Raw genomic sequence first — 13,619 nt, forward strand, 5'->3', positions numbered from 1 at the left:
GCGGGGGCGGTGGTACGGCACGGGTGGGCCGACGCGTTGGGGTCGGCGCCGCTGGGCTGCTCAAGCGGCCCTTGGCGGCTCACGCGGCCTTGCGGATCTCCAGGAGGTCCGGGATCGGGGCGAGGTCTTCCAGTAGCTGGCTGACCGTGCCGTCGAGGCGCTGCCGGTCGGTGTCGGACAGCTTGTCCAGCGGCGTCCAGGTGCCGTCCTCGGCCCGCTGGGCGAGCACCAGTTGCTCGGTGCGCCGCATCCACGTGTCGACGGCGGGGAGCACCTCGGCGTTGCGCTTGTCGATCAGCGGGCGGAGCAGGGTGAGCAGTTCGCGGGTGCCGTCGAGGTTGGCCTCGGTGGTGGCGAGCTCGGTACCGCTGCCGTAGTCGGCGGTGCCGCTCAGTTCGCGGTGCAGGGTGTTCTCGAGGATCTCGTGGGTGCGCAGCGGGAGGTCGGCCGGGTCGAAGTCCTGCTTCGGGAAGTCCTTGCGCAGGGCGTCCACGTCGGCGGCGAGCCGCTTGGTGTACGGCGCGAGCGTGGCGGCGGACCGGCCGTGCCACAGGCCGTACTCGATGCGGTGGAAGCCGGTGAAGGCCGGGTCCTCGACCCCGCCCGCGAGTCCGGCCGTACGGCCGTTGATCTTCGCGTCGAAGTCGGCGAAGGTGCCGTAGGCGGCGCCGAGCGAGGCGTACCGCGTGTGCGCGGCCAGCCAGTCCTCGCGGGCCCGGTCGAGCTTGCCGGCGTCGATGTCGCTCCGCAGGGTGCGCGTCTTGGTCTGCAGGTCGGCCAGGCCCTGGTCGACATAGGCCCGGTAGGCGGCCAGCGGTGCGGCGAGGTCCTTCTCGGAGACCGGCAGCACGGCCTGGACGGAGCCGCCGCCCGCGCTGACGCGCACGGCCGCCGAGGTGACGGCCTTCCCGCCGTTGGGTACACAGCGCCAGGCGTACGAGCCCGTCCCGACGGTGGCGATCAGGGCGCGGGTGGTGCCGGGGGCTATGCCCTCGACCTCGCCGTAGACGGCGTTGCTGACCGGGTCGATCAGATAGATCTCGGAGGTACGGGAGCCGGTGTTGCGCACCTGGAAGGTCTGCCGGCCCGGCTTGGGCGCGGTGAAGCCCCTGCCACAGTCGGTCGCGGACACCTCGACGACAGGTGTCCCGGACGCGGGCTTTCCGCCGCTGGCGGCGATGGTGATCCCCGCGATGAGCGCGGGCGCGGCGACGAGAGCGGCGGGGACCGTCCAGCGGGGGAAGCGACGAGGGGTGGACGGCTTGGCCGCGGGGGGCTCGGTGGGAGCGGACGCCTTATCGGGGCCGGAGGAAGCGGGCTCGGCGGGCTTCTCGCCCTCGGTGGCGAGCGTGGCGGAGTGCTCAGCCTCGGTCACGGACGACGCGGTCGGCGCGGCGGACTTGTCGGCGCCCGAGGAAACAGATCCGGCCTCGTCCCCGACCGGAGCGGGCGCGGTGGACCGCTCGGCCTCGACGACAGTCGACGCGGAGCCACTTCCGGCGCCGGGGGCGGCGACCGCAGCGCCCTGCGTGGCGGCGGGTTCCGCGGTCTTCTCCGCCTCTGCGGAGTCGAGCGGCGGCGCGGACATGAGCTTGGTCGCTCTCGCGACGTCCGTCGCGGCGAGCACCGCGGCGTTCGCGCCCTCGGCAGGCTCGTCGGCCACCGCGCCAGCGACCCCCGCGGGCACGGAGCCGTCCGACGACCGGGCCCGCACAACGGCGGACCCGGGGACGCCGCGCACGAACAGCGTCATCACGATCGCCAGGTACGCGCCGTAGACGCCGACCTGAAGCCAGGTCATCTGCGGGGTGAGGTTGAGCGTGCCCTGGACGACGGTGACGTACCAGGAGGCCGGGTCGAGATGCGCCGAAAGATCGAAGGCGTACGACGTGCCGCCCGGGATCACCGTGGCTTCCTGGAGGTCGCGCATGCCGTAGCCGAGAACGCCCGCGGCGATGACGATGAGCACGGCGCCGGTGATGGTGAAGAAGCGCGTGAGGTTGATGTGCAGTACACGCCGGTACAGGCCCCAACACAGCGCCGCGGCGATCAGCAGCCCGGCCGCCGCTCCGGCCAGCGGACCCGAGGAACTCCCGGCGGCCTGCGCGGTGGTCCACAGGAACAGCGCGGTCTCCAGGCCCTCACGGCCGACGGCGAGGAACGACGTGGCGATCAGTACCCCCGTGCCCATGCCCAGCGCGGCGGTGACCTTCTGCCTGATCTCTCCGGAGAACGTACGGGCCGAGCGCCGCATCCAGAACACCATGGCGGTGACGAACACGACCGCGACCAGACTGAGCGTGCCGCCGAACGCCTCCTGCGACTTCCCGGACAGGTTCGCCGCGGTGAACGTCAGGACCGCGCCGAAGCTCGTCGACAACCCGATGGCGGCGGCAACTCCCGTCCACACATGGGGCAGTCGGGCACGCTGGTCGGACCGTACGAGTGTGGCGACCAGAACCGAGACGATCAGTCCCGCTTCCAACCCCTCACGCAGACCGATCAGAAAGCTGGGAAACGCGTCGTCCCACACCTCGGGCCTCTCTCCGATACAGCGAATACCAGGCCGGGCGGCCAAGGGCGGGGCTTAGTGTAGGCATGCCTAACTAAGCGTCAAGAGAGCACACAAATCGCGACACAGTGGACGTGATCCGCGGCCCCGGACCGCGTCGGCCGCATCGAGGGCGGATCGGCCGATCAGCCGACGCGACAGCCGCACAGGGCCGACTTCACACCTCTGACCTGTGGCTATGCGAGGACGGAAGGGAAATGAACGCGGCGTCCGCGGCCATTCACGGGGCGCACCGCGACGGCCCGGCGGCGTGACCACACCCCCGCCCGGGACCTTCTCTCCGCGCTGCGATTCTTACCAGCCCCTTACCGCACGGCACCGCCCGGACCAGGCAGTCTTTCCCCGCAACGCCGTCGACCACCGTTCGTTAAGACCCTCGGCGGCAATCCTCACCGCGACCACAACTCTCCTTTCCCTTACAGCATGTAGGGTTTCCCCGCTCTGCCCTTCGTAGGGAACGCACAGGGTTTCCCCACCTCCGCTCCCGCGGCCCTCCCCCACCGCCCTCTCCCCAAGGTGATGCTCCACCGTGTCTGCCCAACAGCCAGTACTCGTCCCGGAACAGCGGAACTCGAAATCGCGCCGGACGGACCCGACCGGACGGCGGGCCATCGGCGCCCGGCTGCGACCACGGGCGGCCACGGCCACGGTCTGGTACCTGCGACTGCTCGCGCTGCTCAACGTGGTGGCGGTCACCTCGCTGCCGTTCCGCGAAGAGGTGCACGAACACAACGGAGGTGAGTTCTTCACCCCCTACCTGGCCACCGCCGGGCTGGTCTCGGCCGCGCTGGCACTGTTCCTGGCCCTGGTCATGCGGCGCCGCAAACGGGCCGCGTGGATCTTCAACATGCTGCTGGCGGGACCGCTCTTCGGGCTGTACGTCCTGGCCCTCACGCAGGAGCAGTGCCGAAGGCACGGCTTCAACTGGTTCTCGACCCTGTTCACCGGGCTCTTCGTCGTCGCGCTACTCGTGGGACGGAGGGAGTTCCAGGCCGTCGGGGACCGCTCCAACCCCCGGCTGGCGCTGGCCGTCGGCGCCGGCGGCATCCTGGTCAGCGGCACCCTCGGAACGCTGCTGGTGAGCGCCACCAACAAGGTGTCCGGCTCGCCGCTGAGCGACCGGATCGCGTACACGCTGCTGCGCGGAATCAGCGTCGGCCCGCTCGCCGACCACCTCGACTCCGTGGTCGCACCCCGCTGGGTGGACGTCATCATCAACATCCTGATGGCGGCGTCCTTCCTGTTCGTGCTCTACGCCTGCTTCCGCGCGCCGCGTGGGCGTGAACTCCTCGGCGAGGACGACGAACGACGGCTGCGCGAGCTCCTCGCCAAACACGGTGAACGGGACTCACTGGGCTACTTCGCGCTGCGCCGCGACAAGGCCGTCATGTGGTCCCCGAGCGGCAAGGCGGCGATCGCCTACCGGGTGGTCGGCGGGGTGACCCTGGCCTCCGGCGACCCGATCGGCGACCCCGAGGCCTGGCCGGGCGCCATCGAGGCGTGGCTGCACGAGGCGCGACGGCACGCCTGGACGCCTGCCGTGATGGGCGCCAGTGAGGAGGCCGGCACCATCTACGCCCGGCACGGCCTCGACGCCCTCGAACTCGGCGACGAAGCCATCGTGGACCGCGCCGACTTCACCCTCGAAGGGCGCGCGATGCGCGGAGTGCGCCAGGCGCACAACCGCATCCGCCGGGCCGGGTACACCGTCGGCATCCGTCGCCACGAGGACATCCCCGAGGCCGAGATGACTACGCTGATCGACAAGGCGGACCACTGGCGGGACGGCGAGACCGAGCGCGGGTTCTCCATGGCGCTCGGCCGGCTCGGCGACCCGGGCGACGGCCGGTGCGTCATGCTGGAGTGCCGCGACAGCCAGGACGAACCGCGGGCCGTGCTGAGCTTCGTGCCGTGGGGCGAGAAGGGGCTGTCGCTCGACCTGATGCGCCGGGACCGGAACTCCGAGAACGGACTCATGGAGTTCATGGTCATCGAACTCCTGCTGCGCGCCCAGGAGATCGGGGTGCAACGGGTCTCGCTGAACTTCGCCATGTTCCGTTCCGTCTTCGAACGCGGCTCCCGGCTGGGCGCCGGCCCCGTGCTGCGTCTGTGGTGCACGGTGCTGACCTTCCTCTCCCGCTGGTGGCAACTCGAGTCCCTCTACCGGGCCAACGCCAAGTACCGGCCCGTCTGGGAACCCCGCTACCTCCTGTTCGAGAAGAGCAGCGACCTCCCCCGCATCGGCGTCGCCGCCGCCCGTGCGGAGGGCTTCCTCACCCCGCCCGCCCTGCCCGCGCTCGGCCGCCGCCCCCTCCTGCGGGCACCGGGTGGACGGACACAGCCACCGCACGAGGGCGGGCTGATCCCCAGACAACAGACGCGCACGGACGGCGAGACGACTCCGGACGCCCGAAGCGGCGCGCAGACCAACACCTCGTCCACCACCACCTCTTAGAGCGGCGCCCCCACCCGGTACCCGCCATGTCATGGTCACCCGACGTTCACGTCGTGCGGAAACGATGCGGCCGATCACCGAGCCCGCCCCCGGACGAATCGACTCCCCCATGAAACGCATCGCGGCCGCCCCCGCCCTGGCTCTCGCCCTCTCCGCGCTCTCCGTCCTCCTCGTGTCCCCGCTCCCGGCGCGGGCCGCCGGCGGGGCGTCGGGGAGTTATGGGTCGAAGACGCCGTACGCGCCGCGGCAGGACGCCCGTACGTACCAACGGGCGCCGAAGGGCTTCGTCCCGGTCTTCACGGAGAACGTGTCCCGGCACGGTTCACGCGCGGCGACGAGCGGCGAGGACGGCCAACTGATCCTCCAGCTGTGGGACAAGGCCGAGAGCGAGGGCGAACTCGCCCGGGCCGGTGCTAAGTTCGGACCGCGGGTGCGCTCGCTGCTGGCGGCGATGGAGAAGGTCGGGTACGGCAACCTCAGCGGTCGGGGCAAGCGGGAGATCCAGAACACGGCACGGCGTATGGAGCGGCGGCTGCCCGGACTGTTCACACGCATCGCCGAGGACTCCGAACCGATCGACGTGGTCAGCTCGGGCCAGGGCCGCGCCGTCGACAGCGGCACCCTCTTCGCCTCGGCCCTCGCGGACGCCGACCCGGCCCTCGGCCCCCTCATCGGCCCGGCGCGCACCGACCCCGACCTGCTCTACTTCCACAAGTCCGCGGGCGGTGCCGCCTACCGCGACTACATCGCGAACGACCAGCGACTGGCCACCACCCTCAAGAGCATCACCGAGCAGCCGGCCACCCACCGCGCCGCCCGCGACGTCCTGAGGAAGATCTTCACCCCGGCCTTCGTCCGGCGGATCTCGGCCGGGGAGTTCGCCGCCATCGGCAGCGAGGTGGACGCGGCCCAGGCGGTCTACAACCTGTACAGCATCGCCCCGTCCATGAGCGACGAGGGCAGCTGGCACCTGGAGCGCTACCTCGCTCCGCGCGACGCCGCCTGGTTCGCCTATCTCGGCGACGCCGAGGACTTCTACGAGAAGGGGCCAGGCTTCGCGGACAGCGACATCACGTACAAGATGGCGGACGTCGTGCTCGACGACTTCTTCAAGAAGGTCGAGGCCAAGCGTGACGGGACCAGCGACCTGGGCGCCGAGCTGCGCTTCACCCACGCCGAGGAGATCATCCCGCTCGCCGCTCTCATGCGCCTGCCGGGCAGCACGAAGCCGGTGACGACGACTGAGCCGTACACCTATGCGGACAACCCCTGGCGGGGCGGCTCGGTGGCTCCGATGGCCGCGAACGTCCAGTGGGACGTGTTCCGCAAGGGCGACACCTACCTGGTGCGGATGCTCTACAACGAGAAGGAGACCGCGTTCAAGGCGGTCTGCGCGCCCGTGGCGAAGGGCAGCGCCTTCTACGACCTGGCCGAGCTGGAGCGCTGCTTCGGGCGCACGAAGTCGTGAAAGGTGCCTTCTTCCAGGTGACTTGGGAACTTCTTTACGGATTCCGTCAGTTCTGATCACACCGGCTCGATGCTCGCTCCGAGCCGGTTCGAAGCGATGAGTGCAATCAGTGAAGGAGCCACACCGACATGGTGTTCAAACGGCTGCTCGGGGCGATGGGTGCAGGCGGCCCCTCGGTGGACACGGTTCTCGACGGCGGCGCGGTGGCGCCCGGCGGGATCCTGTCCGGGCAGGTCCATCTCCAGGGTGGCAGCGCGGACGTGCAGATCGAGCACATCGGGCTCGAGCTGATCGCCCGGGTGGAGGCCGAGCACGAGGACGGGGAGAGCGAGGGCGTCGTCGTCTTCGAAAGGTTCACGGTCGGCGGCGGTTTCCGTCTCGCCGAGGAGGAGCGGTACAGCGTTCCGTTCCGTGTGTCCCTGCCCTGGGAGACACCGGTCAGCGAGCTGTACGGGCAGCCGCTGGGCATTGTCCTCGGCGTGCGTACCGAGCTCGCGGTGGCCGGTGCGAGGGACAAGGGCGACCTGGATCCGCTCGCGGTGCGTCCGCTGCCCGTCCAGGAAGCGGTCCTGGAGGCGCTGGGTCAGCTGGGCTTCGGCTTCAGGTCCGCCGACCTCGAGTACGGCCACATCGGGGGTACGGGGCAGCAGTTGCCCTTCTACCAGGAGATCGAGCTGACCCCAGCGCCGCAGTACGCGCATGTGGTGAACGAGATCGAGCTGACCTTCCTCGCCACCCCCGCAGGTATGGAGATCGTCCTGGAGGCCGACAAGCGTGGCGGGCTCTTCGAGTCCGGGCAGGACGCGCTCACCCGCTTCACGGTGAGCCATCACGATGTCGAGGCCCGCGACTGGAACGGCGAAGTCGACGGCTGGATCAGGCAGTTGGTCGAGCACCGGGCGTCGTACGGCTCCCACGCCACGTACGGTCACGCCGATCCGTATGCCGGGGGGAGCTCGTACGGGCATCACTCGGGCCATGAGTCGGGCCATGAGAGCCACCGCTCCGGGCCCGGCGTCGGTACCGCGGTCGCGGTCGGCGCGGCGGGGCTCGCGGTGGGGGTGGTCGGCGGCCTGGTCGCGGCCGAAGTCGTCGACGAGGTGGGCGACTTCTTCGAGGGCGACGAGGACGACGAAGGCGGCGAAGAGGACTGAGTCCTCAGTCGGGTCCGTGTCCTGGTGCGGTGCGCGCCGTCCCAGGACACGGACCCCGGGGGCTCAGTGCGCGGCGCCCGGAACCTCGGTCGTCACGCGCGGGGCGTCCTGCTCGGCGGAGTTCCTGATGACCGCCGTGGGGGTCACCGCAGCCGCGTCCTTCTCGGCGGTGGCGGCGGACGTGGGGTTCTCGTCCTTCATCGCCTTGGTCTCGCTCTTGAGGATGCGCATCGACTTGCCCAGTGCCCGGGCGGTGTCCGGCAGCTTCTTCGAGCCGAACAGCACGATGAACAAGATCGCCACGATCAGGAGGTGCCAGGGTTCCAGTCCGTTGCGGAGCATCGCGCGCCCGCCCTTCTTCGCCTCGGTCGAGGGCGCGCGTCCCACTGGCCGCCACCCGCTTGAAGATTGCTGCTTTGCGCAACAGTACAACCATGGGGTCGGATCGGACGTCTCCCGGCTCCCCCTTCTGCTCTTGTTCCTCTCCTGTTCCGACGCTATTCCGTGCGCAGCGCGGTGGCGGTTCGCGTCCGAGCGGCCCAGCCCGCGGGCAGCAGCGCGCCCAGGACGGCGATCAGCAGGCCGCCGAGGGCGAGCAGGATCAGTTCGGGCGTGCGGTAGACGGCGATGACGGACTCGGGCAGCTCCAGCCCGGCGCTGTGCCCCATGGCCGGCATGACCCAGCCGTGCAGGGCGACACCGAGCGGCACCCCGAGGGCGCCGCCGACGAGTCCGGTCACGACGACCGAGGTGACGACCATGGCGACGGTCTGTCGCGGGGTCATCCCGAGGGCCTTGTGGATGCCCAGGTCGCGGACCCGTTCACGGGTGTCGAGGACGACTCCGTTGAGCACGCCGAGTCCGGCGACCGCGACGAGCATCAGGGTGAGGACGGCGGTCAGTGAGTTCAGGACGGTGACCGTGCTGCTGTTGTCGCCCACCCGACCGGTCTCGGCGGTGACGCCCAGCGGCCGCAGTACGGCGTTCAGCCGGGTGGCGTAGGCCGCCACGTCCGTGCCGGATCTCACCGCGATCTGGTGGCTCTCGACCTGGAGGTCCGGTTCGGCGGCGGCGAGGGTCGCGCGGTCGGTGAAGACCTCCATGCCCTGGTGGTGGGTGTCGAGGACCTCGCCGACGATCCGGACCGTGACGGCCGTGCCATGGTCGTTCAAGGAGACGGTGTCGCCGACCCGGGTGCCGGTCGCGGTCAGGAAGGGGGTCGGCACAACGGCCTCACCCGACCTCGCGATCCACCGCCCCGACACCATCGCGTAGCCGCCCCAGGAGGCGTCCCCGGTGAACGCGACGACGTTGACGACACCGGCCGCCCCCGAGACGGTGGCCTGGGTCGTGGCGACGCCGTAGTACTTCCCGGTGCCCGGCTGGGAGTCGATGGCCGCCGTGATCGCGGCGGGATCGGCCGCGGCCGATCCCGCGGCACCCGGACTCCTGGCGCCCGGTGCCTCGGGGCCCTGCGGTTCCCGGACTCCGACGGTGACGTCGGCGGCGTCGTGCGCCCGCGCGGCCATCACCTCGGCGAGCGACGAGGAGAGGCCGACGGCGAAGGTGACGGCCACCGCGCCGAACACGACGGCCGCGCCCATGGCGGCCGAGCGGGCCGGGCGGGCGAAGGGACGCGCCAGCCCGAGGCCGACCGGCCTCGGGAGCGGCAGCAGAGCGCTCACCCGGGCCGCCGGCCGTCCACGCCTTGGGAACGCCGTACGGCCGACGGCGAGCGCGTCCACCGTGCGCAGCCGTCCCGCCCGCCACGCGGCAGCCCAGGCGGTGACCGCCACCAAGCCCAGCGCCCCCGCGATCACAGCGAGGTCGACCCAGGGGGTGACCGCCAGGCCGCCCGTTCCGTAGACGTTCGCGGAATCGGACAGCACCGGGACGGCGGCGAGATTGCCCGCGACGACACCGAGGGCGGTGCCGATCGCGGCCGGGACCAGGGCCTGGCCGACGTACGCCCGTACCACCTGGTGCGGGGTGAATCCGATGGCCTTGAGGATGCCGATGCGCCGCAGCCCCGCGCCGACCGTACCCGCGACCACGTTGCCGACGATGAGCACCGACATGATCAGGCCGAGGACGCCGAACGCGAGCAGGAAGGGGACGAACAGCGCGGTCTCCCGGTCGGCCGTCTTCTTGACCGTCAGCCAGGACTGCGCCCCGGTCACCGCCCCCGCAGGAACGACCGCGGTCACCGCGCGGCGGCCCACGGCGACCTGCGTGGCGGTGTCCGGCCTGGTGAGGCGGTAGAGCATCTCGTAACCGGCGTTCCGGCCCTTCGGCGTCAGCGCGGCGATCTGGGCGGGGACGACCCAGGCGTCACCGGTGCGGCTCGCCGACCGGGCCAGGCCGACCACCTTCAGCGTCGGCCCCCCGGGCAGTCCGGGGAACGTGAGCCGCCGCCCGAGGCTCGGGAAGGGCTGGGATCCGTCGGAGACCACGATCTCGCCGGGGCGCTCGGCCCACCGTCCCTCGGTCAGTGCGACCCGGTCGACGCCGGTGTGCGGCTCGGCGCGGCCGACGACCGTCATCGGCACCCCGTCGATGCCGCCGGCCACGCCTTCGATCTCGGTGTGCGGGGTGAGCGTCACGGTCCCGAACGGGCCGGACGCCTCGGCCACCCCCGTGGCGTCCGCCGAGGCGGACAACCGCGCCGCCGTGGCCCGGCGCGCGTCGAACTGCACAGACAGGTGCGCCCCGTGCTCCCGGGCGAAGGCGTGGTCGAAGGGCGCGCTGGAGGCCACCAGGAGCGATCCGCCGAGGACCGCCGCGGTCACGGCCATCATCATGGTCAGCCCGATCACGAGGGTCTGCACCCGGCGGCGGCCGACGCCCGAGCGGACGACCCGGTCCAGCGCGCTCATCGGACCGCCTCCGGCCTGACGTCCTCGGCGATCCGGCCGTCGACGAGCCGAACGGTGCGGCTGGTGCAGGACCGGGCCAGCGCGAGGTCGTGGGTGACGACCACGATGGTCTGGCCATCGGCGTTGAGGTCGGTGAGCAGTTGGCCGACGTCCTCCCCGGAGGCGCTGTCCAAGGCGCCGGTCGGTTCGTCGGCCAGTAGCAGGGACGGACGGTTCATCAGGGCTCTGGCCACGGCGACGCGCTGGCGTTCGCCGCCGGACAGCCGCCCGGGGTAGGCACGGGCGTGCCGGTCGACACCGAGCGTCTCGAGCAGTTCCGCGGCGCGCCGGTGCGCCTCGGCGCGTGGCATTCCGGCGAGTTGGGCGGGCAGGACGACGTTGTCGGCGACGGTCAGGTCGTCGAGCAGGTTGAAGAACTGGAAGACCATCCCGATCCTGTCCCGCCGGTAGCGCGCCGAGGCGGCCTCGCCGAGTCCGTCGACCCGTACACCGTCCACGGTGACCGTCCCGGTGTCCGGTCGGTCCAGGCCGGCGATCAGGTTGAGCAGGGTGGACTTGCCGCTGCCGGACGGTCCGAGGATCGCGACCGCCTCGCCGGCCCGGACGGTCAGCGACGTGTCGTGCAGTGCGGGCGGCCCGTCGTCGTACTTCCGGCTCACCTCGCGCAGTTCGATCAGGGGTGTGGTCATGGAGTCTCCCTCGGTCCCGCCCGCCGGTCGGCCGGTCTGCCCGGACGCTAGGCGCGCCGCCGCTCCGGGCGCGTCGGTCGGCCGAGTCATTTCCGCTACCGCGTCCGGATGAAGCCGTACCGGGTCATCCCTGCGATGTAGGCGAGCGATGTAGGGGCAGGTCGCGCCGGGGTCGGCAAGGAGGATGCCGCGGTGGGCGGCGCGCGGCGAGAATGGCCCGGTGATGAACGCGTCGATCGGGCACTCCGCGCCCGACCCGGTGGGGGTCCTGGACCATCCGCGGTCGGACGCGGCCGAACCGCCGGAACGCCTCCTGCGCCCAAGGCACCTGCTGGAGCGGGTGATCGGCCTGCGCAAGGGCCTCTTCACCCACTCCCGGCCGTTCCGCACGGCCCTCGAGCACCTGAGCCTTCAGACGGGTCCGCTCCCGCGACCGACCCGCCGAAACCTCGCCTTCGACGTCATGCTGACGCTCGTCCTCGCGGGCGCCTTGACCGAGTGGGCCGTGGAATCCGGTGCCGGTCGGGTGCGCCACGCACACGACGGCATCGCCCCGTTCGTCGGCTCGACAGAGACGGGCAGTGTGATCGTGGCGCTCGCGCTGGCGGGCGTCGCCACGCTGCCCCTGGCGCTGCGCCGCCGTTACCCACTGGCCGTGCTGTGGGTCGTGACGGGCGCCGCGGCGCTGACACCGCACGACGCGCAGCGGCTCGTCTTCTACCCGTGTGTCGTCGCCGCCTACAGCGCGGCTGCATACGGCCCCTACCGCGTGGCCACGTTGGCGAGTCTGCCGGTGACGGCGGTCTCGGTCGCCACGATCGGGACATCGATGTCCTCGGGGCCGACTTCTCGGTACGTGCCGCCCACGGTGCCCACCCAGTACGTCACGCTGCTGATCCTCGTCCCGCTCGTGGTGGCGGCGAGCGGGCTGCGGATGTGGAAGCTGCGGGCCGACGAGAGCCGGGCACGGATGTCGGCGCTGGAACGTGAGCGGGCCGCGGAGCTGCGCCGCGCCGCCGAGCACGAACGCGCCCGAATCGCCCGTGAGTTGCACGACGTCGTCACCCACAACGTCAGCGTGATGGTCATCCAGGCCGGGGCAGCCCGCAAGGTCATGGACGTCGCGCCCGACCAGGCCCGCGAGGCCCTGCTCGCGGTCGAGGCGGGGGGCCGGGCGACGATGGCCGAACTGCGGCACGCCATAGGGCTGTTGACGATGGAGGCCGAGGGGCCGGAACCGGCCGCCGCGGTGGATCTCGCGCCGCAGCCGGGACTGGACCGGTTGGAGTCCCTGGTCGGACGGGTGCGCGAATCCGGTGTATCCGTGGAACTGACGATGACGGGGCCGGCCCGTGCGCTGCCGTCAGGGGTCGATCTGGCCGCGTACCGGGTGGTGCAGGAAGCGTTGACGAACACGGTGAAGCACGCTGTCGGCGCCAAGGCGACAGTGACGGTCGAGTACGGCGCCGACCGCCTCCGCGTCGACGTCAAGGACACCGGAGGCACCCCGGACGCCTCCGCGACGACCACCGGAAACGGCCGCGGCCTGCTCGGTCTGCGCGAGCGACTGGCCGTGTACGGAGGCACCTTGGACACCGGACGACGTCCGACCGGCGGCTACCGTGTCACCGCGCTGATCCCCCTGGAGGCGTGATGACGTCACCGCTTCGGGTGGTGGTCGCCGACGACCAGACCCTCGCCCGTACGGGCTTCCGGATGATCCTCATGGCCGACGGCATCGACGTGGTCGCGGAGGCGGCCGACGGCGCCGAGGCCGTGGAGGCGGTCCGTCGCACCCGCCCCGACGTGGTGCTGATGGACATCCGGATGCCGGAACTCGACGGCCTGGAGGCCACTCGCCGCATCCTGACCGGCGCGTCCGACCCACCTCGCGTGATCATCCTGACGACATTCGATCTCGACGACCTGGTGTACGCGGCACTGACCGCCGGAGCCAGCGGGTTCCTCCTCAAGGACGTCACCCCCGAGCACCTCGTCTCCGCCGTCCGCCTGGTCCGCTCCGGTGACGCGCTCCTGGCCCCGGCGATCACCCGCCGCCTGGTCGAACGCCATGCCCGTCGGTCCCCCGAGACGGCCGCGCTCCATCGTGACCTGGCCCCCCTGACCCCGCGCGAACTCGAAGTCCTGCGTCTGCTCGCCCAGGGCCTGAGCAACACCGAACTCGCCGCTCACCTCCACCTCGCCGAGGCGACGGTCAAGACCCATGTCGCCCGCATCCTCGCCAAACTAGGCCTCCGTGACCGCGTCCAGGCGGTCGTCACGGCGTACGAGACGGGCCTGGTCACACCCGGCACCGTGGCGGAGAGCGCGTAGGACCGACGATTTTCCGTCGGCAACTCCCGCTCAATTTCTACAGTGATGTAGTTTCTGATGTCGATCCATCC

At 71.3% G+C, this 13,619-nt stretch carries 9 protein-coding genes; 5 read left to right on the top strand and 4 right to left on the bottom strand.

The window, feature by feature from the left end; translation table 11 throughout:
* Positions 1 to 79 precede the first annotated feature (79 nt).
* On the bottom strand, positions 80 to 2,533 hold the full coding sequence (gene efeU / locus OG819_RS40755; protein WP_266632397.1) for an iron uptake transporter permease EfeU: 2,454 nt from the start codon (positions 2,531 to 2,533) through the stop codon (positions 80 to 82).
* 649 nt (positions 2,534 to 3,182) lie between these two features.
* On the opposite strand from efeU, the gene OG819_RS40760 reads away from it, so the two are divergent.
* From OG819_RS40760 to OG819_RS40770, 3 genes are all read left to right on the top strand, one after another.
* The gene (locus OG819_RS40760) at positions 3,183 to 5,027 is read left to right on the top strand and encodes a phosphatidylglycerol lysyltransferase domain-containing protein (protein WP_266655524.1); all 1,845 of its coding nucleotides are present in this window, start codon (positions 3,183 to 3,185) and stop codon (positions 5,025 to 5,027) included.
* A 109-nt stretch (positions 5,028 to 5,136) separates the two neighbouring features.
* On the top strand, positions 5,137 to 6,495 hold the full coding sequence (locus OG819_RS40765; RefSeq protein ID WP_266654196.1) for a histidine-type phosphatase: 1,359 nt from the start codon (positions 5,137 to 5,139) through the stop codon (positions 6,493 to 6,495).
* A 128-nt stretch (positions 6,496 to 6,623) separates the two neighbouring features.
* The gene (locus OG819_RS40770; protein ID WP_266654198.1) at positions 6,624 to 7,649 is read left to right on the top strand and encodes a sporulation protein; all 1,026 of its coding nucleotides are present in this window, start codon (positions 6,624 to 6,626) and stop codon (positions 7,647 to 7,649) included.
* Positions 7,650 to 7,712: 63 nt separating this feature from the next.
* Here the strand turns inward: OG819_RS40770 and tatA are convergent, their stop codons facing one another.
* The 3 genes from tatA to OG819_RS40785 form a co-directional block, all read right to left on the bottom strand.
* Positions 7,713 to 7,991: a Sec-independent protein translocase subunit TatA gene (tatA, locus tag OG819_RS40775; protein WP_266634972.1), complete on the bottom strand. Its 279-nt coding sequence runs from the start codon at positions 7,989 to 7,991 to the stop codon at positions 7,713 to 7,715.
* A gap of 155 nt (positions 7,992 to 8,146) precedes the next feature.
* Positions 8,147 to 10,525: an FtsX-like permease family protein gene (locus OG819_RS40780; RefSeq protein ID WP_266654200.1), complete on the bottom strand. Its 2,379-nt coding sequence runs from the start codon at positions 10,523 to 10,525 to the stop codon at positions 8,147 to 8,149.
* Positions 10,522 to 11,214, bottom strand: a complete 693-nt coding sequence (locus OG819_RS40785; protein ID WP_266654202.1) for an ABC transporter ATP-binding protein — start codon at positions 11,212 to 11,214, stop codon at positions 10,522 to 10,524. The genes OG819_RS40780 and OG819_RS40785 overlap by 4 nt, the downstream gene beginning before the upstream one ends.
* A gap of 223 nt (positions 11,215 to 11,437) precedes the next feature.
* Between OG819_RS40785 and OG819_RS40790 the strand changes: the two genes are divergently transcribed.
* Together OG819_RS40790 and OG819_RS40795 are read left to right on the top strand one after the other, a co-directional pair.
* Positions 11,438 to 12,868 (top strand): histidine kinase, encoded by a 1,431-nt coding sequence (locus tag OG819_RS40790; RefSeq protein WP_266654204.1) that lies wholly within the window; start codon positions 11,438 to 11,440, stop codon positions 12,866 to 12,868.
* On the top strand, positions 12,868 to 13,548 hold the full coding sequence (locus OG819_RS40795; RefSeq protein WP_266632385.1) for a response regulator transcription factor: 681 nt from the start codon (positions 12,868 to 12,870) through the stop codon (positions 13,546 to 13,548). Before OG819_RS40790 ends, OG819_RS40795 begins: the two co-directional genes overlap by 1 nt.
* Positions 13,549 to 13,619: the final 71 nt, after the last annotated feature.

It is taken from the genome of Streptomyces sp. NBC_01549 (assembly GCF_026339955.1).
Taxonomy (GTDB): domain Bacteria; phylum Actinomycetota; class Actinomycetes; order Streptomycetales; family Streptomycetaceae; genus Streptomyces.